Origin of the sequence: Collinsella aerofaciens (genome assembly GCF_018785245.1) — a bacterium.
GTDB classification, from domain to species: domain Bacteria; phylum Actinomycetota; class Coriobacteriia; order Coriobacteriales; family Coriobacteriaceae; genus Collinsella; species Collinsella aerofaciens_AD.
Map to the genome: position 1 here is coordinate 35,792 of NZ_WQPL01000022.1, position 24,835 is coordinate 60,626.

At 60.7% G+C, this 24,835-nt stretch carries 18 protein-coding genes and 1 tRNA gene; 1 reads left to right on the top strand and 18 read right to left on the bottom strand.

All coding sequences use genetic code 11. From position 1 onward, the window contains the following. Positions 1-44: 44 nt before the first annotated feature. From GPK39_RS05460 to GPK39_RS05520, 13 genes are all read right to left on the bottom strand, one after another. Entirely contained in the window at positions 45-950 is a 906-nt protein-coding gene (locus GPK39_RS05460) for an HhH-GPD family protein (RefSeq protein WP_215674250.1), read from the bottom strand. Positions 951-971: 21 nt separating this feature from the next. Then, positions 972-1,457, bottom strand: coding sequence for an RrF2 family transcriptional regulator (locus tag GPK39_RS05465; protein ID WP_022094514.1), 486 nt, complete (start codon positions 1,455-1,457; stop codon positions 972-974). A gap of 358 nt (positions 1,458-1,815) precedes the next feature. Further along, positions 1,816-1,893, bottom strand: a tRNA-Asp gene (locus GPK39_RS05470). A gap of 408 nt (positions 1,894-2,301) precedes the next feature. Beyond that, complete coding sequence (locus GPK39_RS05475) at positions 2,302-2,769, bottom strand: YfcE family phosphodiesterase (RefSeq protein WP_215674252.1); 468 nt, start codon at positions 2,767-2,769, stop codon at positions 2,302-2,304. A gap of 96 nt (positions 2,770-2,865) precedes the next feature. Next, complete coding sequence (locus GPK39_RS05480; protein WP_006235156.1) at positions 2,866-3,582, bottom strand: LytR/AlgR family response regulator transcription factor; 717 nt, start codon at positions 3,580-3,582, stop codon at positions 2,866-2,868. Positions 3,583-3,654: 72 nt separating this feature from the next. Continuing rightward, positions 3,655-4,998, bottom strand: a complete 1,344-nt coding sequence (locus tag GPK39_RS05485) for a histidine kinase (RefSeq protein WP_055310084.1) — start codon at positions 4,996-4,998, stop codon at positions 3,655-3,657. After that, the gene (locus tag GPK39_RS05490) at positions 4,995-6,182 is read right to left on the bottom strand and encodes a glycosyltransferase (protein WP_117803913.1); all 1,188 of its coding nucleotides are present in this window, start codon (positions 6,180-6,182) and stop codon (positions 4,995-4,997) included. Before GPK39_RS05490 ends, GPK39_RS05485 begins: the two co-directional genes overlap by 4 nt. A gap of 171 nt (positions 6,183-6,353) precedes the next feature. Beyond that, positions 6,354-7,613, bottom strand: a complete 1,260-nt coding sequence (locus tag GPK39_RS05495) for an MFS transporter (RefSeq protein ID WP_117646634.1) — start codon at positions 7,611-7,613, stop codon at positions 6,354-6,356. Positions 7,614-7,714: 101 nt separating this feature from the next. Next, positions 7,715-8,659 (bottom strand): zinc dependent phospholipase C family protein, encoded by a 945-nt coding sequence (locus GPK39_RS05500; RefSeq protein WP_006235160.1) that lies wholly within the window; start codon positions 8,657-8,659, stop codon positions 7,715-7,717. A gap of 92 nt (positions 8,660-8,751) precedes the next feature. Continuing rightward, positions 8,752-9,486: a LytR/AlgR family response regulator transcription factor gene (locus GPK39_RS05505; RefSeq protein ID WP_006235161.1), complete on the bottom strand. Its 735-nt coding sequence runs from the start codon at positions 9,484-9,486 to the stop codon at positions 8,752-8,754. 38 nt (positions 9,487-9,524) lie between these two features. Then, complete coding sequence (locus GPK39_RS05510; protein WP_252204702.1) at positions 9,525-10,916, bottom strand: sensor histidine kinase; 1,392 nt, start codon at positions 10,914-10,916, stop codon at positions 9,525-9,527. 112 nt (positions 10,917-11,028) lie between these two features. After that, on the bottom strand, positions 11,029-12,306 hold the full coding sequence (locus GPK39_RS05515; RefSeq protein WP_215674255.1) for a metal-dependent hydrolase family protein: 1,278 nt from the start codon (positions 12,304-12,306) through the stop codon (positions 11,029-11,031). 131 nt (positions 12,307-12,437) lie between these two features. Next, on the bottom strand, positions 12,438-13,889 hold the full coding sequence (locus GPK39_RS05520; RefSeq protein WP_215674257.1) for an APC family permease: 1,452 nt from the start codon (positions 13,887-13,889) through the stop codon (positions 12,438-12,440). 354 nt (positions 13,890-14,243) lie between these two features. Here GPK39_RS05520 and GPK39_RS09515 point away from each other — a divergent pair, with 354 nt between their 5' ends. Next, positions 14,244-15,245, top strand: a complete 1,002-nt coding sequence (locus GPK39_RS09515) for a C39 family peptidase (protein WP_229028295.1) — start codon at positions 14,244-14,246, stop codon at positions 15,243-15,245. Positions 15,246-15,433: 188 nt separating this feature from the next. Here the strand turns inward: GPK39_RS09515 and arcC are convergent, their stop codons facing one another. From arcC to GPK39_RS05550, 5 genes are all read right to left on the bottom strand, one after another. Beyond that, entirely contained in the window at positions 15,434-16,396 is a 963-nt protein-coding gene (gene arcC / locus GPK39_RS05530) for a carbamate kinase (protein WP_006235166.1), read from the bottom strand. A gap of 684 nt (positions 16,397-17,080) precedes the next feature. Beyond that, the gene (gene nifJ / locus GPK39_RS05535) at positions 17,081-20,620 is read right to left on the bottom strand and encodes a pyruvate:ferredoxin (flavodoxin) oxidoreductase (RefSeq protein ID WP_215674259.1); all 3,540 of its coding nucleotides are present in this window, start codon (positions 20,618-20,620) and stop codon (positions 17,081-17,083) included. Between the two features lie 479 nt (positions 20,621-21,099). After that, the gene (locus tag GPK39_RS05540) at positions 21,100-22,038 is read right to left on the bottom strand and encodes an FHA domain-containing protein (RefSeq protein WP_215674260.1); all 939 of its coding nucleotides are present in this window, start codon (positions 22,036-22,038) and stop codon (positions 21,100-21,102) included. Positions 22,039-22,041: 3 nt separating this feature from the next. Continuing rightward, positions 22,042-23,883 (bottom strand): serine/threonine protein kinase, encoded by a 1,842-nt coding sequence (locus tag GPK39_RS05545; RefSeq protein WP_215674262.1) that lies wholly within the window; start codon positions 23,881-23,883, stop codon positions 22,042-22,044. Then, positions 23,880-24,785 carry a hypothetical protein gene (locus GPK39_RS05550; protein WP_215674264.1) on the bottom strand — a complete coding sequence of 302 codons (906 nt, stop codon included), beginning with the start codon at positions 24,783-24,785 and terminating at the stop codon, positions 23,880-23,882. The genes GPK39_RS05545 and GPK39_RS05550 overlap by 4 nt, the downstream gene beginning before the upstream one ends. Positions 24,786-24,835 lie beyond the last annotated feature (50 nt).

The window sequence follows — 24,835 nt, forward strand, 5'->3', positions numbered from 1 at the left end:
CGCGAATTTAAACCTTACAATCCCGTTCTTCAGATTTGAGCGGGCTACACACTCAACCAACGATCGTCCTCGGCTCGGCAAAAGCCCTCGCGCTCCAGGTCAGCTAGAATGCCCGCAATCAAGTCGCACTCGACCGGCCCGCGACCGGCTGCCGCTTCCATCTCGTTAACGCCCACCACGGCATCAGCAAGCGTAATCCCCGCCGGCTGGCCATCGCGCGCTGCCAACAACATACGCACGATATGCGCGCGCTTTTGGCGACGCGAGCCCTCAAACTTGGACTGACGACTATAGCCCGCCGAGCGCCTGGACGGATTGGGCAACGTCTTTTTTAGATATGCACCGTAATCTAGCAACGCGTAATACCACGCGCGCGGCGTGTCGGCATCATCGAGCGGCACGGCAAAGGGAGCGATCTCGTCCGCCGCCGCACCGGGGGCCGCCGGACAGGCGGCTTGGATCAGCGGCACCAGTTCGCGATCGGGAACGGCCGGCACATCGGGAAAGAAGTGATGCAGAAAGACCGTGCGCACGTTGGTCTCCAGATACACGCCCGGAAGATCAAACGCAAACGACCGGATGCCCTGCGCCGTTGCCGGGCCAATACCAGGTAGAGCGACCAAGTCACGCGTCTCACGCGGAAACTCCCCGCCCCAGTCTTCCACAACGCATTGAGCGGCCCTGTGGAGCGCCAAAGCGCGTCGGTTGTAGCCCATGCCCTGCCAAGCGTCCAAAACATCGGAAGCCGCGGCTTGTGCAAGCGCCTGCACGGTCGGAAAGCGATCGAGCCATGCGGGCATGCGCGTCTCCACGCGCGGCACCTGCGTTTGCTGCAACATGACCTCAGAAAGCCAAATGATGTACGGGTCGCGTGTACGGCGCCACGGAAGGTCGCGATAACGCAGGACCCCTTCCGAACGAATCATCGAACGAAAGGGGTCCTGAATCATGGCTATGCTCCTTATGCGGCGTTATTCCTCCCGGTAAGCGCACGCGCAGGTGGCGTACTCGGGAAACGCTTCGCGGTCGGCGAACTTGGGATCGACGGCTGGGAACTGGCGGTGAGCGACGATATCGCCGAGCGAAACGGAATCGAGGTAGTCGCGCATCAACGCCTGGGCTCCGGCCCACAGGGGATGATAGCAGCACGCGCCCATGCGCGCACAGTCACCATCGGGCGCGGTGCAATCGTTCATAACCATAGGACCCTGAACGGCCTCGACGACCTGGCGGATAGTGACGTCGTCCGGACTGACCTTGAGACGCATGCCACCGTGGACGCCACGCAGGCTCTCCACAATACCGGCCTGGACCAAACCGTGCTGAATCGAGCGGGCAAACGAATACGGAACATTGACCTCTTCGGCAGCGGTGCGAACAGAAAGCAAGCACTCCGGATCCTCGGCAAGCATCGCCAGCATACGAAGGGCGTAATCAGTCTTCCTCGATATGTCCATTTTTCCCTTTCAAGGAATACAAACAGCTCGAACGAGCTCCGGGGCCGAGCTTGTGTCGAGACGCTAAATGACCGCCAGGACATCCAAATGGTAAATCGTATATCCACTGAGTGCCGCGCTTGGAGCGAAATGCATCAGATGCGGCGCACAGTGCAATTTAGTATAACCTAATCCCCTGTCTCGTAGAACAGGTGTTGCGCAACAAAGCTGTTGTTCAGACAGATATACTCATTAGATTTTACTTGCGTTCCCGAAGGCGCGGGGGTTCTGGGCGAAGATGCACCAGGGCGATCGTTCTATCAAAACAAAGTGCATCAAACGCAAAAAGCCACGTCCGAAGACGTGGCTTTAATTGCGTTGGCGGGAAGTACGGGGCTCGAACCCGCGACCTCCGACGTGACAGGCCGGCGCTCTAACCAAACTGAGCTAACTCCCCAGGCAGACGTTCGCGTTTGTTTCCGCTCGCGTGCGCTGCGGGGATTAGTATACACAGAAGTCTGTCTGGCGCGCAACAACTTTTTTGAAAAAATTTTTGGGGCCATCCGGGAGGGCTTCCGGGGCTGAGGGCGGGGGTTAAGTTTGCTGCTCTACAGTCCTGCGCAAGACGGAAAGCACATTAAGTGCTTTCCTTTGCGTGCGGAACTCGCGACAAACTTAACCCCCGCCCTCAGCCCCGGAAGCCCTCCCTGCCGTCACTTTGTTCAACCAGTTTTGCGGGCGTGCGCCGCTGCGCGGCTAGCCCGCGTGCTCCTCGGCGGGGTTGGTCTGATGGATCTTGTTGAACTTTGGCCTTTGGCTTAAAGAAAAACGGGGGACGCATCTGCATCCCCCGTTTTTGTTGTGATTACTCTAGGTCAATAAACTTAGTGCTTAGGATCTTGCCGTCTTTTACTAGCATTCTAGCCATGGTGGGGCCTCGGGTGCCTCTGGGGTAGCTGGCGCTGCCCGGGTTGAGGACTAAGCAACGGCCCACTTGGGCTTCTTTGGTTACGTGGGTGTGGCCGTTGATGGCTACGTCTACGGATCCCACCGGAAGGTCTTCGCGGTAGTGGGCTACGGCGAATTTAAGGCCTTCGTAGGTAAAGAGCGCAAGACGGTCTACATCGGGGCCGTAGTCGCGGTAGTAATCGTTGTTGCCCAGTACGGCCCGAACGGGGGCGATGGTGCATAGGTGCTCGTAGTCCATCTCTGACGTGAGGTCGCCGGCGTGGATAATCAGGTCTGCGCCCTCAAGCTCATCCAGGAGCGCAGGCGAAAGACAGCCGTGGGTGTCCGAGATGATGTCGATGCGCTTGGCACTTGCACTGTTCATGGGATCCCTTCCGCAAAAAACGATTCGGCAGATACATACAAAAAAGGCCCCACGGCTCCGCAGACGATGGGTCTACAGGGCTGCGGGGCCAGTGTGCTAGAGACTCAGAGCCTTCTTGAGCGGCACGACGCGGCGACGCGAAACCGGAACGCGTTCGTCGACGCCCGTAATGCCCAGCTGGATGGCACCCGAGGGCACCGTCTCCACATCCGTGACGCACGCCAAGTTGACGATATAGCGGCGGTGAACACGGAAGAAGCCAAAGTCGCAGAGCTTGGCCTCAAACTGCGCCAGCGAGGTCGTCGACAAAAAGCGATCATCGACGGTATAGATGCAGGAGTAATCGTCCTTGGCCATGATAAAGCGAATATCGTCCACGGGAATGAGCACCTTGCGGCCGCCCTTTTCCACCGGGATACGCTCGATGGTCACCTTGCTGTCCGTAACCGGCTTGGCGCGTTGCATGACCTTCTCGATCGCGCGATCCAAGCGAGCTTCCTCGACCGGCTTCATCAGATAATCGACGGCATCCACGTCGAATGCCTCGACCGCATGGTCACTATACGCAGTCACAAACACGATCGCCGGCGGATTTTTGAGCTTATGCAGCGCCTCAGCAAGTTGCAGGCCCGAGGCACCGGGCATCGAGATATCGAGAAACACGACATCCACGCGACTTTCCATAAGCATCTCGATGGCGGAGCGGACGCTCGACGCCTCCGTGATCGTGCCGATCTTGCCCGTTTGCTCGAGCAGGAAGCGAAGCTCCGAGCGAGCCGGCGCCTCATCATCCACAATCATCGCACGCAGCATAGGGATAAAACCTTTCGTCAACTAACTACGCCGGGCATCCGTCGCATGACGTTGAGCCCGTAGCCCTTTATTTTACTCTTGAATGTCAAAGATGCTCTCTGACAAATCAAGATGAAGGAGCACTTTGGTGCCCTTGCCCGGCGCCGATTCGACACGCGTATAGGAGTGCGGCCCATAAAAGCGATGGATGCGCTCCGAAATATTGTGCATGGCCACACCGGCGCCGCCACCCTGGGGAGAGCTGGCGTCGGGACGGGCAGAGCGCTCGTCAAACAGTCTGGCGGCGGTACCCTCATCCATGCCCACGCCATTATCGGCCACGGCAATCAAGATTGCATCCTCGCCGTCTTGGTGAACGGTCACGTCGATCCTCAGGGCGTCGTCATCGCCCATACCATGACGTACGGCGTTCTCGACAATCGGCTGGATCACGAACGCCGGCACCAGCGTATCTTCCACGTCCTCGGACACATCGAACGTCGCAAGCACGCGGTCCTCGCCAAAGCGGGCCTTCTCAAAGGTAAGGTAGCGCTTGGTCTGTGCAACCTCGCGCGAGACCGGAATAAGCGATCCCGAGTTGTCGAGCGTGGCACGATAGAACGATGAGAACTCACGAAGCAGTTCGCGGGCCCGCAGCGGGTCGGTGCGCGTAAACGATGCAATGGTGTTCAGCGTGTTGAACAGGAAGTGCGGGTTAATCTGCGCTTGCAGCGCACGCACCTCGGCGCGCGCCGTGAGTTCCTTTTGCACCTCGAGCTCGTGGATGGCGAGCTGCGTGGACAAGATCTCGGCAAAGCCCGAGGCAAGCGCGTACTGGGTACGGTCGACGGCGCGCGGGGTCTTGTAGTAGAACTTGAGCGTGCCGACGGTACGATCGCCTACCTTGATGGGGGCGATAATGCCGGCGGGGACTTGGTTGTGCGAGCCGTCCGAGCCCACGACATCCACCATACGGTTGAACGACTGCACGATGCCATGTTCGATAACGTAGCGTGTGGCAAGCGTGTGGATGGGAGAATCTGGCAGTAGTTTTTCCTCAAACTCTCCCGCGCAGGCAAGCACGTTGCCCTCGTCGGTGATGGCCACCGTCATGGCGCGCGTCTCGGGCAAAATGCGCCGGCACACCAAACGCGCCGACTCCTGCGTCAGACCGCCCTTAATGTCCTCGAGCATGGCCGAGGCCACCGAGAGCGTCTCCTCGGTGTACTGGGAGCGCACCGAATCGGGATTGAGCGTCAAAAAGATAAAGATGCACAGAAAGATGCACAACAGCGCGCAGGCAATCACCGTGGCAATCGGCTCGATACCGGTCACCAAGGCAAAAATAAAGTACACCAGCACGCAGATGGCGCAGGCAACGGCAATGATGCGAAAGATTGATATTGAACTATCGCGCTGGGCGCGGCGGTCGATCATTCGGCCCCCTCCAGGATACTGATCAGTTGTGCGTCACGCCAAAGCCCGTCCATGATCTTGGGCCAAAAGCTCTGGAAACGCAGATAGCTTGCAGCGTTTTGGCGCGCATAGGCCTTTGCCTCGCCGATACCATGGCGCCAAATGCGCAGGTAGCCCTCATGCTCGCGGGTAAACACGCTGCGGACCATAGCGGTCTTGCGCACGCGGTCGTCGAGCTCGCGCGAAATCCAAGGGCCCGGGTAGGGCATGAGCGATGCCGCCGTAACGGGAATGAGCTCCTTTTGATGCGCGGCGAATGTCAACTTGGCCCGTTCGTAGTACCAACGGTATACATCCTGCATAAAGCGCGGTGAGCGCTTTTCGGACTCCGGAGGCAGATGGCGCACGGTCCACTCGTTATCGAACCACACGTCGTAGCCAAACATGCGCATGTTAAAGAGGTAATCCAAGTCCTCGCCGCGGGTGATAAACGGGTCAAAGGCCACACGCGTAAAGGCGCGGGCGTGCAGGGCCATCAGGCCGCCGCACACGTAGTTGGAGCGCGAGATGCGGGTGCCCGAGAGCGCCTTTTTCATCCAACGGTTGAACTCGATGCGCTTGGTCCACCAACGATGGCAGATGCCCGCCTTGTCCGTGGGAGCCAGCGGCGAGCCGTCGCGATCGTAGAAATAGCCGCTCTTGACCAAGATCGGCAAGCCCTGACGCGTCTGCTGCCCCAACGCATAGGTCGCGCGCTTCATAAAGTCGGCGTCGATGACAGTCTCATCGTCATCCAAAAAGATAACCGCGTCATGCCCCAGCACAGCGGCACAGGCTAGCCCCATGTTGCGGATGGCGCCGTAGCCTCGCAGGCTCACGCACTCGCCCGAACCCTTGGGCGCGATCTGAGCAACCCGGTCTGCGATGCGCGAGGCCTGGGTGTTGGTGACAACGGTGACCTTGAGCGTGGGATGCGCGTCGACAATCTCGTGCACGCGCAGCGACACATCGGCTGTGGCAGAAACGGGACAGACCACCAAAAGGATGATGCGCGGGATGTCACGTACCTGCTCAAGCGAGGCCAGGCAGCGGTCGAGTTCGGGATTGTCGGCGTTGAGTCGCGTCGAATGGTCATAGGTGCCAGGAGCGTTTGCGCAAGCGTCATCGCCCGCCCAATACGTTGGAATCACGACCGTGGCGTTCATGCCTTACCCTCCCTGCAACACAAAAACGGGACGCCGCCAAACACAGGCGACGCCCCGCGACCTAGCTGATTCCATCATACCCACTTGGGCAAATCATTGCTCGCAAGTCGCAATGTTTATTGCGGATAACCCCAAAAGAGTACCGTGGACAGGCACAATAGCCGCTCGCTCCTATGCGGCATGCTCTGCCGCCCGAGTCATGCGGGACAGGCGAACCAGCAGCATAAAGCCAACGACCAGCAGCACACCAATGGAAAGGACGCCCAGCGACGGGTTGCCGGTCAGCGAGGTGACGACCGACACCAGGAAGGTGCCCATAACGCTTGCATAACGACCAAAGATGTCAAAGAAGCCGTAGTACTCGTTGGACTTTTCCTTGGGGATAATGCGGCCAAAGTAGCTACGGCTGAGCGCCTGCACGCCGCCCTGGAACAGGCCGACCATAATGGCAAGCACCCAGAATTCAAAGGCGGTCTTTAGGAAGAACGCGGCGAACAGCACAATGCCCATGTAGGCGGCGACCGCCACCAGGATCATGTTGAGCGTGCCCACGCGTCCGGCGAGCTTGCCGTAGATGATGGCGGACGGAAAGGCCACGAACTGCGTAACGAGCAGCGCCAGCACCAGCTGCGTCGAATCGATGCCCAAGGCCGATCCGTAACTGGTGGCCATGGAAATGACCGTGTGCACACCGTCGATATAGAAGAAGAACGCGATCATGTAGACCAGCACGGTCTTGTTGTGGGCGATCTCGCGCATGGTGTGTCCGACCTCGGAGAACACACCGCCCACGATGTGGCCGATAGTGTCCTCGGGACCGCGCTCGCGACCGTACTTTTGCTTATAGGTGCGAATGAGCGGCAGGGTAAAGATGAGCCACCAGGCACCAGTGATGATAAACGACAGACGCGTTGCCAGCATGGTGGGGACGCCAAGAGCGGGGCCACCCATGATGAGCGCCAGGCAGATGACGAACGGCACGGTGGAACCGATATAGCCCCAGGCATAGCCCGAGCTGGACACGGCGTCCATGCGCTCGTCGGTCGTAATGTCGGGCAGCATGGCGTCGTAGAACGTCATAGAAGAGTTAAGGCCGATGGTGCACAGCACGTACACGGTCAAAAATGCCATGGCGGACATTGGGATAGCCTGCGCCAGGCAAAGCACCAGGCCCGTGAGGAAGAAGCCCAAGAAGAACTTGATCTTGTTGCCTGCGTAGTCAGCAAGCGCGCCCAGAATGGGCATGAGCATGGCAATGACCAGCGAGGCGATCGTCTGCGCATTGCCCCAGGCGACCACCAGGTCGGCCGAGGAAGCGCCGGTATTGATGGCGTTAAAGTAAATGGGCACCACCGAGGTATTGAGCAGCACAAGGGCCGAATTGCCCACATCATACATAACCCAGTTACGCTCGAGCTTGGTGTATTTCATGGACAGGGACCCTTCGTATTCGCCCGATATGCAGTTAGTTCATCGTACCCCAATTGTCCAGAACCGCCGGTAAGGATTCGGCAAAGGGGCACGCACGGGCCCTATTCCTCGCGGTCGAACTCCTCATCGGCATTGAGCACGCGACCGCTGTAGTTGACGTGACTGGTCACGGCATCCATGTCACCGGTCTCGATAAAACGTGCGACCGTGCACTCGTAATCGACCAGCGCGCGATCAAAGACCTCGGGGAAACTCTCGTTCGAGACCTCGTCGGTAAAGGGATTCTTCCATGTCAGATGGCCCAGGTTACCGGTGCGCTCGGGCAGCTCCGTCGTCACGCGATGGGCAAGGCCGTCGAGCAGCGAGTAGTCGTGCACCAAGCCCTCAACCAGCGAGATCGCGCGCGTCTTTGCGGAGCCGGCCGGCTCAATCGCGCGGTAAAGTCGCTGCATATTGGCAACGGCAGCACCGTACTCCCCCGCCGGAATGTCAATGCCGTACACGCGTCCGGCAACATAGCTCATCAGCACGCCGGCCACGCGATTGATGCGATCGGTGGTGACGATCTCGCCCGCCGGCGGGTAATCGTCGACCGTAGCGCCATCGCGTTTAAGCTGCAGCATCAGTACATCCAGGTCGCTCTCGATCACGGCATGGACCTGACTGCTCGAATCCTCAAGCTCTGAATCGGACTCCACGATGCCAAACTGCTGCTCATAGACAAAGGGATGGGCGTTGCGGTCGAGCACGTAATGAGACAGTAGGCCCAGCGCAAAGGCGCGACCCAAGCTGGCGTCGCGCGGCAGCAGATGCGACACGCCGTCGCGCAGGCACGCGAACTGGCGAGACATGCGCGAGCGATGCATGACCTGCGCCAGCAGCGTGCAGTCGGAAACACGCGGTGTCAGAATGTGAAAGAAGAACGGGTCGGGGCCTTGGTTGCCCAAGATAAAGGCAATGCGCTCTTCATCGGACGTGATGACGCCCTGTGGAAGACGGTCGATGCTTTCCTCGCCAAACAGATGATGGGTGATAAGCGCGGGCATAATGATCCTTTCGATTTCATTCGATGCCACCCATTATGCCCACCGCGCGCCCATGCCAAACCTGCGATGGTAAACGACGGCACGCAGACCGTCTACGCAAGCCCCAAGTGTGCTTTAACCTCGGCAGCGCGACGGCGGGACACGGGCACCGTCGAGGTTACGCGATCGAGTCTGAGCTCCATAAGACCCGTAGAACCGATCTCGACATTGTGCACGTCTTCCAAATTGACCAGATAGCTGCGATGAACGCGAATAAAGCCCTCGGAGACCAAGCGACGCTCGAGCGAAGAGATCGACTCATTGATCAGGTACGTTCCCTCGGCGCAGATGGCGTTGCAAAAATCGGCGCGCGCCTCAAAGTAGCAGACGTCTGCGGCGGGAATGAACACCTTTTTGCCCCCGCGGTCCACCGTCAGACGCAAAGGCTGGCGCGGAGCGTGGATAACACGACGGGCACCCAAGGCTGCCTCGATCTTGTCGAGTGCCTTTGACAGGCGTGCGTCCTCGACCGGCTTGACGACATAGTCGACCGCATCGAGGTTATACGCATCGGCGGCAAACTCGGCAAACGCCGTCACAAACACAACCACCGGCGGCGTCTTTAGGTTCTGCAGCGTCTCGGCAAGCTCAATTCCCGAGCGGCCGGGCATCGTGATGTCCAAAAACAACACGTTGGGCTTGTTCGAGAGAATCGACTCCACGGCCTCGGTGACATTGCCCGCCTCGGCAATCTGGCCCACACGCGTATCCTTTTCCAACAGATAGCGTAGCTCAGCCCTAATGGGAGGTTCGTCATCAACCACCAAGATGTTCCAGCCTTCGGACATATGTGCTTCCCCTCTTTTTCTCTCAATCCAACCGCGTGCTACGCCGTCAACGGCGCCGGCTCATGCGGCTCGCCGTTCAGCTCGACGATGACCTGCGTTCCCACGCCCTCCTGGGACTTCACGCGCATGCCGGAATCTTCTCCGTAAAAGAAATGGATGCGCTGAAGCACGTTGAAGAGCGCCAGGCCGCAACCTCGCTTGACGGAGCCGTCGGCGGTAATGCTCTCGGGCTCCTCCAGGCGATGTTGCTCAAACAGATGCGCGCAGACTTCTTCGCTCATACCGATGCCGTCGTCCTCGACGATGATCTCCAAACCGTCATCGGTCTCGAAAGCCCTAACATGAATAGAAAGCGGCTCGGTCTCGCGCTGCGCGTGCTTGATGCAGTTTTCGAGCAACGGCTGCAAGATAAACGGCGGCACCATGCAATCGCGCACCTCAAAGTCGATATCGACCGAGACGCGCAGACGGCCGTCGCCATAACGAGCCTGCATAAGATTGATATAGCGAGTGCCCTGTTCCACCTCGTGCTCGAGCGTTGTGAGGCTATCGGAATCAGAAAGCGTCTGACGGTAGTAGTTGGAGAAGTCGATCAGCAGCGATCGCGCCTTGTCGGGCTCGGTTCGAACGAGCGACACGATGGTGCTGATGGTGTTAAACAGAAAATGAGGATCGACCTGCGATTGCAAGGCGCGCAGCTCCACGCGGGCCGTAAGCTCGTCCTGGCGCTCGAGCTCAAAGCTCGCAAGCTGCGTGGAAATGAGGTCGGCAAAGCCCGAGGCAAGCGCCGTCTGGCGCATATCGATGCTGCTCAGACGGGGATAATACAGCTCGAGCGTGCCCACGCAATGCCCGCGCACGGTAAGCGGTGCGACAATACCGGCGCGCAGGCGCGGAAAGTAGCCACCTGTCTCGGTCGAGGCATCGCGCGAGAACACGCTTTGCTCACCGCTGTTGATCACGTTGAGCGTAGTCCGCAGCACCACCGGGGTGCCCGCGGGGCATTTTGCCGAGTCCTCGCCCCAGCTTGCCAACACCTGCTTGCCGTCGGTAAAGCAGATGGCAGAGGCGATAGTTTCGGACAGGATGATCTTAGAGGCGCCCAGGGCAGCTTCGGGCGTAAGGCCGCGCGACGTGTAGGCGAATATTTTTGAAGCGATGGCGAGCGTGCGGTCGGTTGCGCTCGATGTGAGGTCGTCGGGAACGACAAAGACGTACGAGAAGAAGAAGCACAGCATGACCAAGCCGGCAATGACGACAACGGCCGGAACGGGATTGGGATTATCGGTTAGATCCCAGATGAGCAGCAGGATAAGCAGCGGAACGACAATACCGAGCAAGATGGCTTGAACCACATGCTGAGCGGTACGAAAGACCTTGGTAGAGTTGTAGCTCTTGCCCAGAATCAGCCTATTGAGATCCACCGTCATCTCCTTCTTACTGACGCACCCCATAGCGATAAAGAGGGCCGCAAGCGACCCTCTCCATTGCATTATGCAATCAAATACTGTGTTTTACATCAAGCCATCGATGAACGGTAGCTTAGGCGCTGTACTTGTTTGCCTCGCCGAAGGTGCCGCCCTCGACAATCCAGCCGTCCTTCATGATGACGTCCATGTTGTCGGTGTTGAGCACGTGGATGTCGGCGGCGACGTCACCGTTGACGACCAGCAGGTCGGCGCACTTGCCGGCCTCGATGGAACCGGTCTCGTCCTCGATGTGGCACATCTTGGCACCGTTGAGGGTGGCACAGGTGATGGTCTCGACCGGGGTGAAGCCGATCTTGTCGACGAACTCGTACATCTCCTCGATGGAGCAGGTGCCGTACGGGGTGACGAAGGAGAAGGAGTCGGAGCCGATCGTCATGACGACGCCGCGCTTCTTGGCCTCGCGCAGGCAGTCGTAGTTGCGCTGCAGCTCCTTCTCGACCAAGGTGCCCTCGTACTTGTCGTGCAGCTCGGGGACGTAGACGGGCGGATAGGTGGCGTACCAGGTGGGCAGGAAGGCGATCGTCGGGGTGAAGAAGGTGCCCTGCTCGGCCATGAGGTCCATGGTGCGCTCATCGATATCGAAGCCGTGAATCAGCTGCTCGCAGCCAAAGCGAACGGAATCGTAGGCAGCGGCGTGGTTGTTGTAGCAGTGGCTCCACACGGGGATGCCGACCATCTTGGCCTCTTCGACCACGGCCTGAATCTCCTCGGAGCAGTAGTGCTGGTCGCGGCCGGAGTCCCAGCGCCAGATGCCGCCACCGGTAGCCCAGATCTTGATGGCATCGGGGTTCTCGCGCAGGCGACGACGGACGGCCTTGCGCAGATCCCAAGGACCGTCGACCTGATCGCCCCAGGGGTGCGATTCCTTGTTGAGCTCCTGGCTGCAGTGGTGGGAGTCGCCGTGGCCGGCAACGCGGCAGAAGCCAAGGCCGGTGGCCAGAACGCGCGGGCCCTTGAAGACGCCCTTGTCGATGCAGTCACGGATCTGGATACCAAAGCGGCCGATCTCGCAGACGGTGGTGAGGCCGTGGGTGAGGCAGTCATAGGCCTGCTTGACAGCGATGGCCTGCTTCTCGAGGAGCGGCTGCATGACCCAGTCGGTGTCATCGTCAGTCAAGTTGCCCGAGAAGTGCAGGTGGGTGTCGATCAGGCCGGGAAGGACAGTCTTGCCGACGGCGTCGATAACCTCAACGCCCTCGGGAAGGTCCTGCATAGCACCGGCGTACTCGATCTTGCCGTTGTCGTCGACGAGAACGAGGGAGTTCTCGACCGGCTCGGCACCGGTACCGTCGATGAGCTTGCCGCCAACGATTGCATACTTAGTGGACATGGTTCCTCCTTATGGATCCATATAGTGGGCGAGGCCGTGTTGGGTTAAGGCCTCACAAAGCTACCCAAGTGGCGCCGGGTTCGGTGCGCGGAAGAGAGGGGCCCGCGCACCTGATCCGCCCCGGCTCGGCGTTACTTTTTGCGGGAATTGGTGAAGGCCATGAGAGCCAGGCCGACGACCAGCCAGCCGATTACGATGCTCCACTCCACCATGTTGAGGGAGGCGGGAGAGAACGGAATCACAAGCAGGCCGATGATGATGGCACAGGCACCGATGGCGAGGCCGATGCCAAACTTGCCGCCGGGCACCTCGTAGGGACGAGGCAGGTCGGGCTCGGTGAAGCGCATACGCAGGCATGCGAGGGCGACCATGCCGCAGGAGAAGATGAAGGCGAGAGCCGACACGTTGGTCAGAGGGATGAGCATGTTCTTGCCCAAAAACGGTCCGACGACGGTGATGACGCCCAAGACGACGCAGGCAAGCTTGGGAGCGCCGGACTTGGGGTCGACCTCGGCGAACTGCTCGGGCAGCTGGCCCTTGCGGCCCATGGCGAGCATGATGCGGCTCGTGGCGCCGTAGAAGGAGTTCATCGGGCCCATGGGTCCAAGCGTGGCGATGACGAGCATGGCCAGGTACAGAAGCATGTTGATGCCCTTGAGGCAGGCGAGCGCGGGAACCGGGCTCTTAACGAACTCATGCCAGTCGAGGATGGTGCCGAACGAGTAGATACAGACCATGTAGAAGCCGCCGGCGGCCAGCAGAGCCAGGGAGATGATCTTGCCGAACTTGTTCCAGTTGAGGCCCTCGGCCGCTTCCTCAGCCTGCTGGGGAATGGTGTCAAAACCGGCGTAGAAGAACGGGGTCAGAACCAGGACCGACACGATGCCGGCGAACAGGCTGGTGCCCTCGGTGGCGGCCTTGCCGCCGCCAGCGCCGGCGACCTGGGAGAACACAGGCATGGCGTTGTCCGGCGAGCCGGTGAACAGCGAGACGCCCATGGCGAGCAGCATGCCGCAGAGCAGGGCCTTGGTCAGGAAGGCCTGGAGCTTGGCGGCCGAGCTGGCACCGCGGAAATTGAGGAAGATGACGTAGACTGCAAAGCCGAGCGCGATCAGCGTCGGGAACAGGTAAACGTCGGCGCCCAGGATGGTGTAGAGCTTGACGGCGCGCAGCCACTCAAGACCGGGCAGGCTACCGAACATCTCGGACACGAGGGTCGAAATGGCGATGGCCTCCCACGGGCACAGGATGCCGTTGCCCAGGGCCAAAAGCCATCCGGTGATGTAGCTCAGCGTACGGCCAAAGCTACGATCGACATACTCGACGATGCCGCCCGAGATGGGGATAGCAGCCGTGAGCTCACCGAAAACAGCTCCGACGGGCACGAGGAAGATTGCACCCAAGAGGAATGCGATCATAGCGGGAACGGGACCGCCGCCCACGACCATCCAGTCGCCGACCTGCAGAACCCAACCGGTACCGATGATGGCACCGAAACCGATGGTGAAGAAGTTCCAGAGCGAAAGCGTTTTCTTCATGCCGCCGTTATCCCCGACTGCAACTTCTGCGTTCTTGTCCGCCATTGTTCCCCTCCTTTCCTTTTTGACGCCCTTGGCGTCACCCCTTGCGCGGTCCGTTTTGCCGCGCGCTTTTATTCCATGGCTTTAAGATACGGCCTTGGCGCAGCAGCGCCGCTCGCAGCTCGACCGAAGGCAGAACTGCAAAACGAGCGGCACCGTTTTTGGGACGAACGGCGGGAGACGTCATTCGTCTTGGACGCTTTCATCTTGTCTGCTTTTGAATACCTGTTGCCGTGGCGCTTGGCGCGCGGCGCGGCAACGTTCATACCATTTGTCAGGCTTTTGGCGCACATGCCCATGTGTCGTGCATCTTTTTATGTAGGATAGACAAGTTACACATGAGGCAAGGTGATTCGAATGGCATACGGATACAATGACGGCGACCAACGGCCACAAAGCGTGCGCCTTGCCGGCCGCACCACGCCAACGCCCAGAAGCACCTCCGACAACGACAACCCGCAGCGCCCCCAAGAGCAGCCCGGGGCTTCTTCGCGGCAGCAAAGCCGTACCGTGCAGCAGTCAGACCGCGTCAGTACGAGCACACGCCAACGTCAGACCGACACATCGCAGCCACGCCGCTACGATCGCCGTAAGACCGACTACTACGTCAAGCGCTCCTTTTCGCGACCTCAACGCGATCGCGGCAATTCCGCCCCTCACCCCGCGTCGCACACCACAAGCCACGCGCTTCCGGCCCGCCGCCTACGCCTTGCGCTTTGCTCCATCGCCGCCTGCCTCGTCTTTGTGTTTTTGGGATCCTGTATCTCCCACGGATCAGCCGGTCTTGAGCCCACTGCCGAGGACAAGCTGCTTAAAGCTCCCGTCGCACCCGGTTACTCCTTTGCGTTCTCGACCCCACGCTCGCAATGGCAGGCCGGCACCATGCCCCACATCTACCAAATTGACCCCGCATGGTCGGAGCTGCCCTATGCCGGTGGCACTATTCGCGAAAACGCTTGCGGTCCTACCTGCCTCACCATGGTCTATATCTTTAAGACCGGCCATACCGATAAGACGCCGGTCGATATATGCGCGCTGGCCGAAGCCGGCAACTACGCCCCCACTGGTGCCACCGAGTGGTCGTTTATGACAGGCGGTGCGTGGCAGCTGGGGCTCAACGGAACACAGCTCTATAACGATCGCGAATCGATTACCCAAGCACTTCGCTCGGGTGCGCCCGTCATCGCCGCAGTGCGCCCCGGTACATTTACCAACGTAGGCCACTACATCGTGCTCTACGGCATCGACGACGCCAACCAGATTGGCGTCTACGACCCCAACTCGGCCAGCCGCAGCGCCCGCCGCTGGGGCGTCGTAGAGGTCCTCAACGAAGTCGAAGCCATGTGGGCCTACTACTAGTCATTGGGGACAGACTTAAATGAGTGGTCATTGGGGACGCTCTTGTTTGACTAGTCATTTAAGAACGTCCCCAATGACTAGGTGAATAGCAAAAGCCCCGCAGTCGGAGCGGACTGCGGGGCTCATGAAGAGAGGCTAGTTTGTGGGCGCTTTGCCTAGCGCCCACGAGAGAGGCAACAGAGTAGAGACTACTCGTGAATGCGGGTACCGGAGAGGCCGGCCATGGTCTCGGCGGCCTTGTCCAGAGCGCCGATGATGCAGGTGCGGCCCTTGCGGGAACGGGCGAACTTGATGGCAGCGCGGACCTTGGGCTCCATGGAGCCCTTGCCGAACTGGCCCTCGTCGGCCAGGCGCTCGGCCTCGTCGGCGGTGAGGTCCTCGAGCTCCTCCTGGTTGGGCTTGCCAAAGTTGATGGCGACATGCTCAACGGCGGTCAGCAGGAACAGAACGTCGGCGTCGCAGTCCTCGGCCAGCAGCTCGCCGCCCAGGTCCTTGTCGATGACGGCGGGAACGCCCTTGTAGCAGCCCTTGTTCTCGTAGTCGCGGACGACGGGGATGCCGCCGCCACCGCAGGCGATGACGATGAACTCGTTGTCGAGCAGGTTGAGGATGGAGTCAGCCTCGACGATCTTCTTGGGATCGGGGGAAGCGACGACGCGACGCCAGCCGCGGCCGGAATCCTCGACGAAGACCTTGGAGGGATCCTCGGCCATGAACTCCTTGGCCTGCTCCTCGGTGTAGAAGGGGCCGATCGGCTTGGTCGGGTTCTTGAACGCGGGATCATCCGGATCGCACTCGATCTGGGTGACGACGGTGGCGGCGTGCCAACGCTTATAGCGCTTGTGCATCTCGCGGCCGATGCCCTGCTGCAGGTGATAACCAATGTAGCCCTGGGACATGGCGCCGCACTCGGGCAGCGGCATCTCGGGGGTACCGATGGCGTCGTGGGCAGCGGCGAAGGCGTTCTGGATCATGCCGACCTGCGGGCCGTTGCCGTGGGTGATGATGATCTCGTTGCCCTGCTCGATGAGACCGAGGAGAGCGTGGGCGGTGTTGCTCACGGCCTCGATCTGCTCGACGGGGTTGTTGCCGAGGGCGTTGCCGCCAAGGGCGACGACAATACGATCGGGCTTGCCAAGAGGCTTAGACATTGCTGGAATCCTTTCTGTAAAAGGCCTACAACCCATTAATAACCCGCGTCCGTGCGATACGCGAGTTTATTAAGGTTTATATTCTCTTTATCGCTCATTTTATTCATTTTGAAAACAGTTGAACGGTGAACGGTCATTTTTACCCGCTCAGCGTAAAGAAGCCCAGCTTAGGTATATCTACTCCATTTACGTGCGACTTTATTTTAATAGAGCAGGGATTAGACTAGATTATGCAAACTATATCTCTGCTAAACACAAAACAGGCAGCGTAATATCTTACTCACACTATACGAGATTCTATGCATTAATAAGACGAGTATGCACCCCTGCAAAAACATGGGGCTTTTCATTCAGCATAAGGAATAAAGATGAGCTCCAAAAGGCAACCAGCCCCAAAGCACGAGGATAGAAGGCGGCAACAGCCAAAACCTCCATCCATCCCCGAAGTGGCGCGAGGTTTCGCGGCAAAGCCGCGAAACAGCGAAGGGGACAAAAGGCCCCCACAACCACGTCCTTCATTCAGCCACACAATCCGAGGACGTATTCGTAGCAGGATCTGAGGGCTGACCTTCGCGGACATTCCGCAGGACGAAAGAACCCCCGCCGCACGTAGTGCGCAGCGGGGGTTCTTTCATGTCCGAGGACGTCCGCGAAGGTCAGCCCTCAGATCCTGCGGTGGGAGACCTAGGCCTCGTTGTACACCGTCTTGAGCTTCAGCAGGTGAGCGTAGCGGTCCATAGCGGCCTGCTCGTTCTCCTTGAAGAGCTCCTCGGCGCGCTCGGGGAAGGAACGCGTCAGCGAAGCGTAACGGGCCTCGTTCATCAGGAACTCCTGATAGCCGCCCGCGGGCTCCTTGGAATCGAGCGAGAACTTCTTACCGGCAGCAGCCTCGGGGTTGAAGCGGAAGAGGTTCCAGTAACCGCACTCGACAGCCTTCTTCATCTCGGCCTGGCAGTTCTGCATGCCGCCCTTCTTGATGGAGTGCATCTCGCAGGGGCTGTAACCGATGATGAGGGACGGGCCGTCGTAGGCCTCGGCCTCATGGATGGCCTTGAGGGTCTGAGCCGGGTTGGCGCCCATGGCGACCTGCGCCACGTAGACGTAGCCATAGCTCATAGCGATCTCGGCCAGGGACTTCTTCTTGGTCACCTTACCGGCAGCGGCGAACTGAGCGACCTGGCCCAGGTTCGAGGCCTTGGAGGCCTGACCGCCGGTGTTGGAGTAGACCTCGGTGTCGAAGACGAAGACGTTGACGTTGTGGCCGGAAGCCAGGACGTGGTCCAGGCCACCGAAGCCGATGTCGTAGGCCCAACCGTCGCCGCCGAAGATCCAGAAGGACTTCTTGGTGAGGTAAGCCTTGTCGGCGAGGATCGCCTTGGAGGCGTCGCAGCCGCACTTCTCGAGCTCGGCAACGTAGGCGGCGGCAGCGGTCTTAGAGGCCTCGGCGTCGTTGACGGAGTCGATCCAAGCCTGACCGGCGGCCTTGAGCTCGTCGGACGGACCGTCAGCGGCGATGATCTCCTGCGTAGCAGCGATCAGCTTCTTCTGAACGGCCTCGTAGCCAACGGCCATGCCCAGACCGTGCTCGGCATTGTCCTCGAACAGGGAGTTGTTCCACGCCGGGCCGTGACCGTCCTTGTCCTTGCAGTAAGGAGCGGTGGCAGCGGGGTTGCCCCAAATGGAGGAGCAGCCGGTGGCGTTGGAAATGAACATGCGGTCGCCGGCGACCTGGGTCACCAGACGTGCATAGGCGGTCTCGGCGCAGCCGGCGCAGGAGCCGGAGAACTCCAGGTAGGGCTGCTTAAACTGGCTGCCCTTGACGTTGGCCGCGATGAGCTCCTTCTTCTCGGAGACGTTCTCGACCATGTAGTCCCAAACGGGCTGCTGGTCCATCTCCTGCTCGGTGGGAACCATCTCGAGGGCGCCCTTGGGGCAAACCTTGACGCAGTTGGTGCAACCCATGCAGTCGAGCGGGGACACGGCCATGGTGAACTTCATGCCCTTGGCCTTGGGGCCCATGGCGTCGAGCGTGCGGGTAGCCTCGGGCGCGGCGGCAGCCTCGTCCTCGGTCATCGCGAACGGACGGATGGTGGCATGCGGGCACACATAGGCGCACTGGTTGCACTGGATGCACTTGGTCTCGTCCCAGTGAGGAACGACCACGGCGACGCCGCGCTTCTCGTATGCGGAGGCGCCCAGCTCAAACTGGCCGTCGGCACAATCGACGAAGGCGGAAACGGGCAGGCTGTCGCCATCCATGCGATCGATGGGCTCGAGCAGGTTCTTGACCTGTTGGGCGATGGCGGACTTGGTCTCCTCGGAGAGCTCGACGGGAGCGGCATCCTCGGCGGTTGCCCAGTCGGCCGGAACCTCGAACTTACGGAAGGCGGTAGCGCCGGCATCGATGGCCTTATGGTTGGCGTCGACGATGGCCTGGCCCTTCTTCATGTAGGACTTGGTAGCCGCGTCCTTCATGTACTGCAGGGCGTCCTCGGCGGGCAGGACCTTGGCCAGCGCGAAGAAGGCGGACTGGAGCACCGTGTTGGTGCGCTTGCCCATGCCGACCTTGGCGGCCAGGTCGATAGCGTCGATCAGGTAGACGTTGACGTTGTTGTTCGCGATATAGCGCTTGGCCACGGCGGGCATGTGCTCGGCGAACTCCTCGTCGCTCCACTGGCAGTTGACCAGGAAGGTGCCGCCCGGCTTGACGTCGCGGACCATCTTGAAGCCCTTGACGATGTAGCTGGGGTTGTGGCAGGCGACAAAGTCGGCCTTGGTCACGTAGTACGGCGAGCGGATCGGGGAATCACCAAAGCGCAGGTGCGAGACGGTGACTCCGCCGGTCTTCTTGGAGTCGTACTGGAAGTAGGCCTGGACGTACTTGTCGGTGTGGTCGCCGATAATCTTGATCGAGTTCTTGTTGGCGCCGACGGTACCGTCGCCACCCAGACCCCAGAACTTGCACTCGATAGTGCCGGGGGCTGCGGTGTTGGGCGCATCCTCGGCCTCGGGCAGGCTCAGGTTGGTCACGTCATCGACGATGCCGATGGTGAACTCGCGCTTGGGCTCGTCCTTCTTGAGCTCCTCGAAGACAGCGAACGCGGACGCGGGAGGCGTGTCCTTGCTGCCCAGGCCGTAACGGCCGCCGACGACCTTGATGCCCGTCTTGCCGGCCTCGTAGAGAGCGGAGACAACGTCCTGGTAGAGCGGCTCGCCGATGGAACCCGGCTCCTTGGTGCGGTCCATAACTGCAATCTTCTTGACGGTCTCGGGGAGAACGTCGACAAAGTGCTTGATGGAGAACGGACGGAACAGGCGGACCTTGACCAGGCCGACCTTCTCGCCGTGAGCGTTGAGGTAGTCGATGACTTCCTCGAGCACGTCGCAGAAGGAGCCCATGCACACGACGACACGATCGGCATCGGGAGCGCCGTAGTAGTTGAATAGGCCGTAATCGGTGCCGAGCTTCTCGTTGATCTTCTTCATGTAGCCCTCGACGACGGCGGGAAGCTCGTCGTAGACCTTGTTGCAGGCCTCGCGGTTCTGGAAGAAGATGTCACCGTTCTCGTGGCTGCCGCGGGTGTGCGGGTGCTCAGGGTTGAGCGCGTGGTCGCGGAAAGCCTGGACGGCGTCCATGTCGCACATCTCGGCAAGATCCTTGTAGTCCCACATGGCGACCTTCTGGATCTCGTGGCTAGTGCGGAAGCCGTCGAAGAAGTTAAGGAACGGGGTCTTGCCCTCGATGGCGGCAAGGTGAGCCACCGGCGAGAGATCCATGACCTCCTGGACGTTGCCCTCGGCGAGCATGGCGAAACCGGTCTGGCGACAGGCCATGACGTCGGAGTGATCACCGAAGATGTTCAGGGCGTGCGAAGCGACGCAACGCGCGGAGACGTGGAAAACGCCCGGGAGCTGCTCTCCTGCGATCTTGTACATGTTCGGGATCATCAGGAGCAGACCCTGAGAAGCCGTGTAGGTGGTGGTCAGAGCACCGGCGCCCAGCGAACCGTGAACGGTACCGGCTGCACCTGCCTCGGACTCCATCTCGACGACCTTGACCGGGGTGCCGAAGATGTTCTTGCGACCCTGGGCCGCCCACTGGTCGACATGGTCGGCCATCGGGCTGGACGGCGTAATGGGATAAATTCCCGCTACCTCGGTGTACGCATACGAAACATATGCGGCCGCCTCGTTGCCGTCCATAGACTTAAACTTACGCGCCATATACCCCTCTCCTCTCATATAGGTATACAGGCCCCGGCGATCGCCGGGATATTGGCGTGATGGGATTTTCGTTGTTGCTTCCAATCATCTGGCAGGCGGACTCAGCAGCAGGTACATGGCGTGGAGAGAAGGCATGCCAAGGCGAGGAGGGCTGCACGCGCTCCACAGGCCCAGCTACCCGTCTTGCACATGACCGAGCGCCGCAAAGGCCGCATGCCGGATGCTCCCGGGCACGCCCCGGCGATGGGAAGCGCCCGCAACGGAAATCCGCATGCGGGTTTATTGTACCCCGCCGTCAAGCCATATTTCGGCAAATATAGGTGGCCGGTAAAGGTTTACCTCGGGTGACTATTGTGCGCCCGGCACCGACGGACACAGTCCCCTGGAACCCTACAGCAGTTGCGGTGAAATAGGGACTGTTTTTGCTGTTAACGGCCTTAATCAGTCCCTATTTCACCGCAACTCATTGAGGGGATGAGTTAGAGGGCGCCGAGGAGGATGGCGTAGGTGGTGGATTCGCCGAGTTTGAGCTCGTCGCCGGGGTTGAGCTGGGCGGAGCGGCCGGGCTCTACTTGAATACACACACTCGTGGCCCCGTTTACCACCACGGTGCCGTTCGTGGACGACAGGTCCTCGACAAACCATGCGCCAGAATCGTCGCACCAGATATGGGCATGGCGGGCCGAGACGTCGTCACCGACGTCGGTGATGTCGCCCTCCCCCGTTGCCAGCGCGCCGATCTCGACACCTTCCTCACTCGGCTGAATCCAGCGCGGGGCGCTCACCACGTAGCCGTTTTGCACGCGCAGCAGTCCCAGCGGATGCGCCGGCGCGACCTCGTGCTCGCCCGCGACCGAAGATGTGCTCAGCGAGCGCGGCGTCGACGTGGCGCCGCCACAGGTCGCATGAGCGTAGTCGATGGCATAGGTCACCGACGAACGGACATCTGCCGAGCAACCCACGGCGACAAACAGCACCAGGATGGCCTCGGCGCGCTCGGCGGGCATGAGTTCAGCCACCTGCGACAGGCGCTCGAGCGCATTGCGATAGAGATTCGTGTCCTGGTGGCATTCCTCGAGTGCCCGCACCATGGGCTCGCCAGCGGGGCCGCACACCATATTGGTCACGGCCGCGGCGTCCATGGGGTTGCGACGGCGCAGGGCCAGCTGCGACATAATGCGCGCGGCCGAGGTGCCGCAATCGGCAAAATAACGTTCCTGAAGCGTGCCGACCGGCGCGCGCACGATAAAGCGCGAAACCCAGGAGCGATCGGCGGCACGGCTCTGCGGACTACGGCCGTCGGCGAGTGGGCGGCTCGAGAGCACCAGGCCGCAAAGTTCGATATGGCTCAGGTGCGCTGCGCGCTTAAAGATGTCAAACATTGCCCCGCACGGGGTGAGCTCAGCTTGAGAAGCCATGGCTTAGCCCTCCTTGGTCGCAGAGATCGTGTCGGATACTTCGGCCGGCCCGCCAAAGGCGCGGGCAGCCGCGGCTCCGCCGGCAAGCGGCGTCGCCATGGGAATTTTCGCACGTCGTGCTGACACGACGGGAAGCTCAAAGGCAAACCCCATCGCCAGCAAAAACCACGTGAGCGCATAGGTTGCAATTATGGCGGCCACCAGGCCACCCGCCACGGCATGCTGGGAAAACACGGCACATGCGAGTGCGGCCAGAGCCGGAACCTCGCAGGCGGAAAGGGCCAACACGCCCTGCAGGAATCCCGCACGGCGGTCGCGCGCCAAGGCCCCGGCAGCGATGCCCACCATGCCCGGCAGCGCCAACGCCAGCGCGGCGATAATGGCCGGGAGCTTCCCGGACCACATAAGCGGTCCCACGACGAGCGTCACATGGGCGCCCGACGCCAACAGCGCCGCTGATACCACGACCACAGCCCAAAGCACGCCGCATACCGCCGTCGCACCAACCATCGCCGCACGCCGGGCTGTGTGCCCCGATACCTCCATCGGGCACGGCATGAGCGGCTCGGCTCGAAGCGAGCGGGCGACATTTTGCGCATAGTGGTCGCAAAATGCCGAGAGCGCCGCTTCCACCGCAGCCGGCTCGGGACGATCTTCCTGATGGCAGGACAGGCAGGCCATCACCACGTCGAACAGCTGAGCGTCGACAAACGCCAGCGCATCGCGCAGGTCCTCGGAATTTGGATCGAGCCCCAGCTGCTGAGCCTGTTCGGCCGCGGCAAGTGCCACATCGGGCTCGCGTCGCAGAAGCTGCGTCAAGTCGCAGCCGGGCGCGTGGGCGCCGACGGGATAATCGGGCAGCGTATCCATCTTGAGGCGATAAGGGCTGGCGATATCGCGCGTCCTTTTGCGCGAGCCCGAAGTACCCGACGCACCCGGCGCCACTTCGTACGGCGCGACACCGGCGATGAGCTCGTAAACCGTGCTCGCCGCTGCATAGACATCAATCGCCGGCGACATGCGAAGTATGCGCAGGTCGGGGATATCGTCGGTGAGCATCTCGGGCGGGGCGTAGGCCACCGTCGCACGGCGCAACGTGGCATAGCGTTCGGTAAACGACGCCTTGCCGCCGGTGCCGGCCACCGCAGAGGCGGGCTCGAGCGCCAGCGACGAGCCAAAATCGATCAAGCACAGGTCAAAGGTGCCCTCGGCAAGCTGCCGGTCAAGCGGTAGACGCGCCGTGCGCACCATAATATTAGCGGGCGAGATATCGCGATGGACAAAGCCCTCGCCCACCAGGCTCATACGGCAGAGCAGATCGAACAGGTCGCGACCCAGACGCGCCGCCACAAGTGGCGACAGGCGTCCGGCATCGTCCACGGCAAGTCGCGAACGCAAGCGGGCAAGCGTCTCGCCCTCGACCCATTCCATGACAATTGCAGGCACACCGTCGACCTCGCCCCAGCCATAGAGGCGGGGAAAGCCCTTAAGGCCCGAAAGGGCGCGATGGCATTCGTATTCCTCGCGAAACGCCGCCTTGAACTTGGCGACCAGCGCCTCGTGAGCGGCATCGTCATCAAACTCATCGCGCGTCGGCAAGATGAGCTGCTTGAGTGCCACTGCCTCGCCTTGGGCGTTGACGGCACGCGTCACGCGGCCGATACCGCCACGGCGCATGGTGGCATCGTCGGCAAACAGCATCGTAAAACGACGCAGATAGGTAGGCAGTTCGTCCTGACCGAGCGCAATGGCCGGCTCAAACCCGTCGACACGCGCCAGGCGCAGGCCGACCATGGGATCGCGACCGAGCGATTGTGGTGTGGTAGATGCAAGATCGGTCATCATAGGGCAAGCGCCGCCACGTTATTGTTGAAGTTACCGAGCGCGACATCATCATCGCCGTAATGGCCGACCCATTGACATAGGTTGGTGTAACAGCCCCACAGATTGGCATACTGCTGATACCACTTTGACCGGGGCGAGAATGTCTGACGACCGAACTCGGCTCGAATGACAAACATCTCCCCGACCAGGCTGTCGCACGGCCTGGGATCTCCCGTAGAGTTATAGGTCGAGACCACGTCATTGGCACGAGAAACATAGCCGTCGAGCATGTTGTACTTGGTCACAAGCCAACTGTGAATGCTCTCTTCCTCAGCAGCGGAAAGGCCGCCGGAGTTTGCATCGTTGTCAGTGTTGCCGCCCGTCGAGCCGCCGTTTCCAGGCCCTCCGGTAGAGGAACCCGACCCAGAGCCACCGCCCGAACTCGATGAATCCGAGCCAGAGCCAGAAGTATCCGAGCTACCGGGCTTTCCGAACTGCTGGGCGTCCTGCTCCTTCTGCTGCTCGACCTTATTCACCGTTGCCGCCACGCTATTGTTGGACAACCGATCGATGATCTTGGTGTTGGTGAGCACGATGGTTTTGCCATTGGCAAGCGTGACTTCGTTGTCCGGGGCCTCGGCGCCGTCCGCATCGTCGGTGCCAAACACAATATGCCCGACCACACTTGCCCAAGCATATCCAGTCGTGGTGCCCAGATCGCTTTTGACCTCATGCCCCACGCGCGGTTCGCGTGCGGCATGCGCCTGCATCATGGACGGCACGGTCATGCCATAGGCAGAAACGCCAGCTATGACCAGCACCAGCGAGCACGATAGCAGTGCGTACGCCCGCGGCGCCAAGCCCAGTCGGCGTCGTATGCGCACCGCGGCGCCGCGCTTTGTCTGAGTGCCACCGGGCCGCATGCGTTCTCCTCCAACAAAAACACGCCGCTCGGGAGCGGCGCATTCATTCG

Bases quoted from the DNA above. Each gene is read 5' to 3' on its own strand.
- GPK39_RS05515 (WP_215674255.1), bottom strand. From the start codon at position 12,306: ATGTCCACTAAGTATGCAATCGTTGGCGGCAAGCTCATCGACGGTACC.
- GPK39_RS05465 (WP_022094514.1), bottom strand. From the start codon at position 1,457: ATGGACATATCGAGGAAGACTGATTACGCCCTTCGTATGCTGGCGATG.
- GPK39_RS05500 (WP_006235160.1), bottom strand. From the start codon at position 8,659: ATGCCCGCGCTTATCACCCATCATCTGTTTGGCGAGGAAAGCATCGAC.
- GPK39_RS05485 (WP_055310084.1), bottom strand. From the start codon at position 4,998: ATGATCGACCGCCGCGCCCAGCGCGATAGTTCAATATCAATCTTTCGC.
- GPK39_RS05510 (WP_252204702.1), bottom strand. From the start codon at position 10,916: ATGACGGTGGATCTCAATAGGCTGATTCTGGGCAAGAGCTACAACTCT.
- GPK39_RS05550 (WP_215674264.1), bottom strand. From the start codon at position 24,785: ATGCGGCCCGGTGGCACTCAGACAAAGCGCGGCGCCGCGGTGCGCATA.
- GPK39_RS05480 (WP_006235156.1), bottom strand. From the start codon at position 3,582: ATGCTGCGTGCGATGATTGTGGATGATGAGGCGCCGGCTCGCTCGGAG.
- GPK39_RS05505 (WP_006235161.1), bottom strand. From the start codon at position 9,486: ATGTCCGAAGGCTGGAACATCTTGGTGGTTGATGACGAACCTCCCATT.
- GPK39_RS05475 (WP_215674252.1), bottom strand. From the start codon at position 2,769: ATGAACAGTGCAAGTGCCAAGCGCATCGACATCATCTCGGACACCCAC.
- GPK39_RS05545 (WP_215674262.1), bottom strand. From the start codon at position 23,883: ATGATGACCGATCTTGCATCTACCACACCACAATCGCTCGGTCGCGAT.
- arcC (WP_006235166.1), bottom strand. From the start codon at position 16,396: ATGTCTAAGCCTCTTGGCAAGCCCGATCGTATTGTCGTCGCCCTTGGC.
- GPK39_RS05520 (WP_215674257.1), bottom strand. From the start codon at position 13,889: ATGGCGGACAAGAACGCAGAAGTTGCAGTCGGGGATAACGGCGGCATG.
- GPK39_RS05495 (WP_117646634.1), bottom strand. From the start codon at position 7,613: ATGAAATACACCAAGCTCGAGCGTAACTGGGTTATGTATGATGTGGGC.
- GPK39_RS05540 (WP_215674260.1), bottom strand. From the start codon at position 22,038: ATGGCTTCTCAAGCTGAGCTCACCCCGTGCGGGGCAATGTTTGACATC.
- nifJ (WP_215674259.1), bottom strand. From the start codon at position 20,620: ATGGCGCGTAAGTTTAAGTCTATGGACGGCAACGAGGCGGCCGCATAT.
- GPK39_RS09515 (WP_229028295.1), top strand. From the start codon at position 14,244: ATGGCATACGGATACAATGACGGCGACCAACGGCCACAAAGCGTGCGC.
- GPK39_RS05490 (WP_117803913.1), bottom strand. From the start codon at position 6,182: ATGAACGCCACGGTCGTGATTCCAACGTATTGGGCGGGCGATGACGCT.
- GPK39_RS05460 (WP_215674250.1), bottom strand. From the start codon at position 950: ATGATTCAGGACCCCTTTCGTTCGATGATTCGTTCGGAAGGGGTCCTG.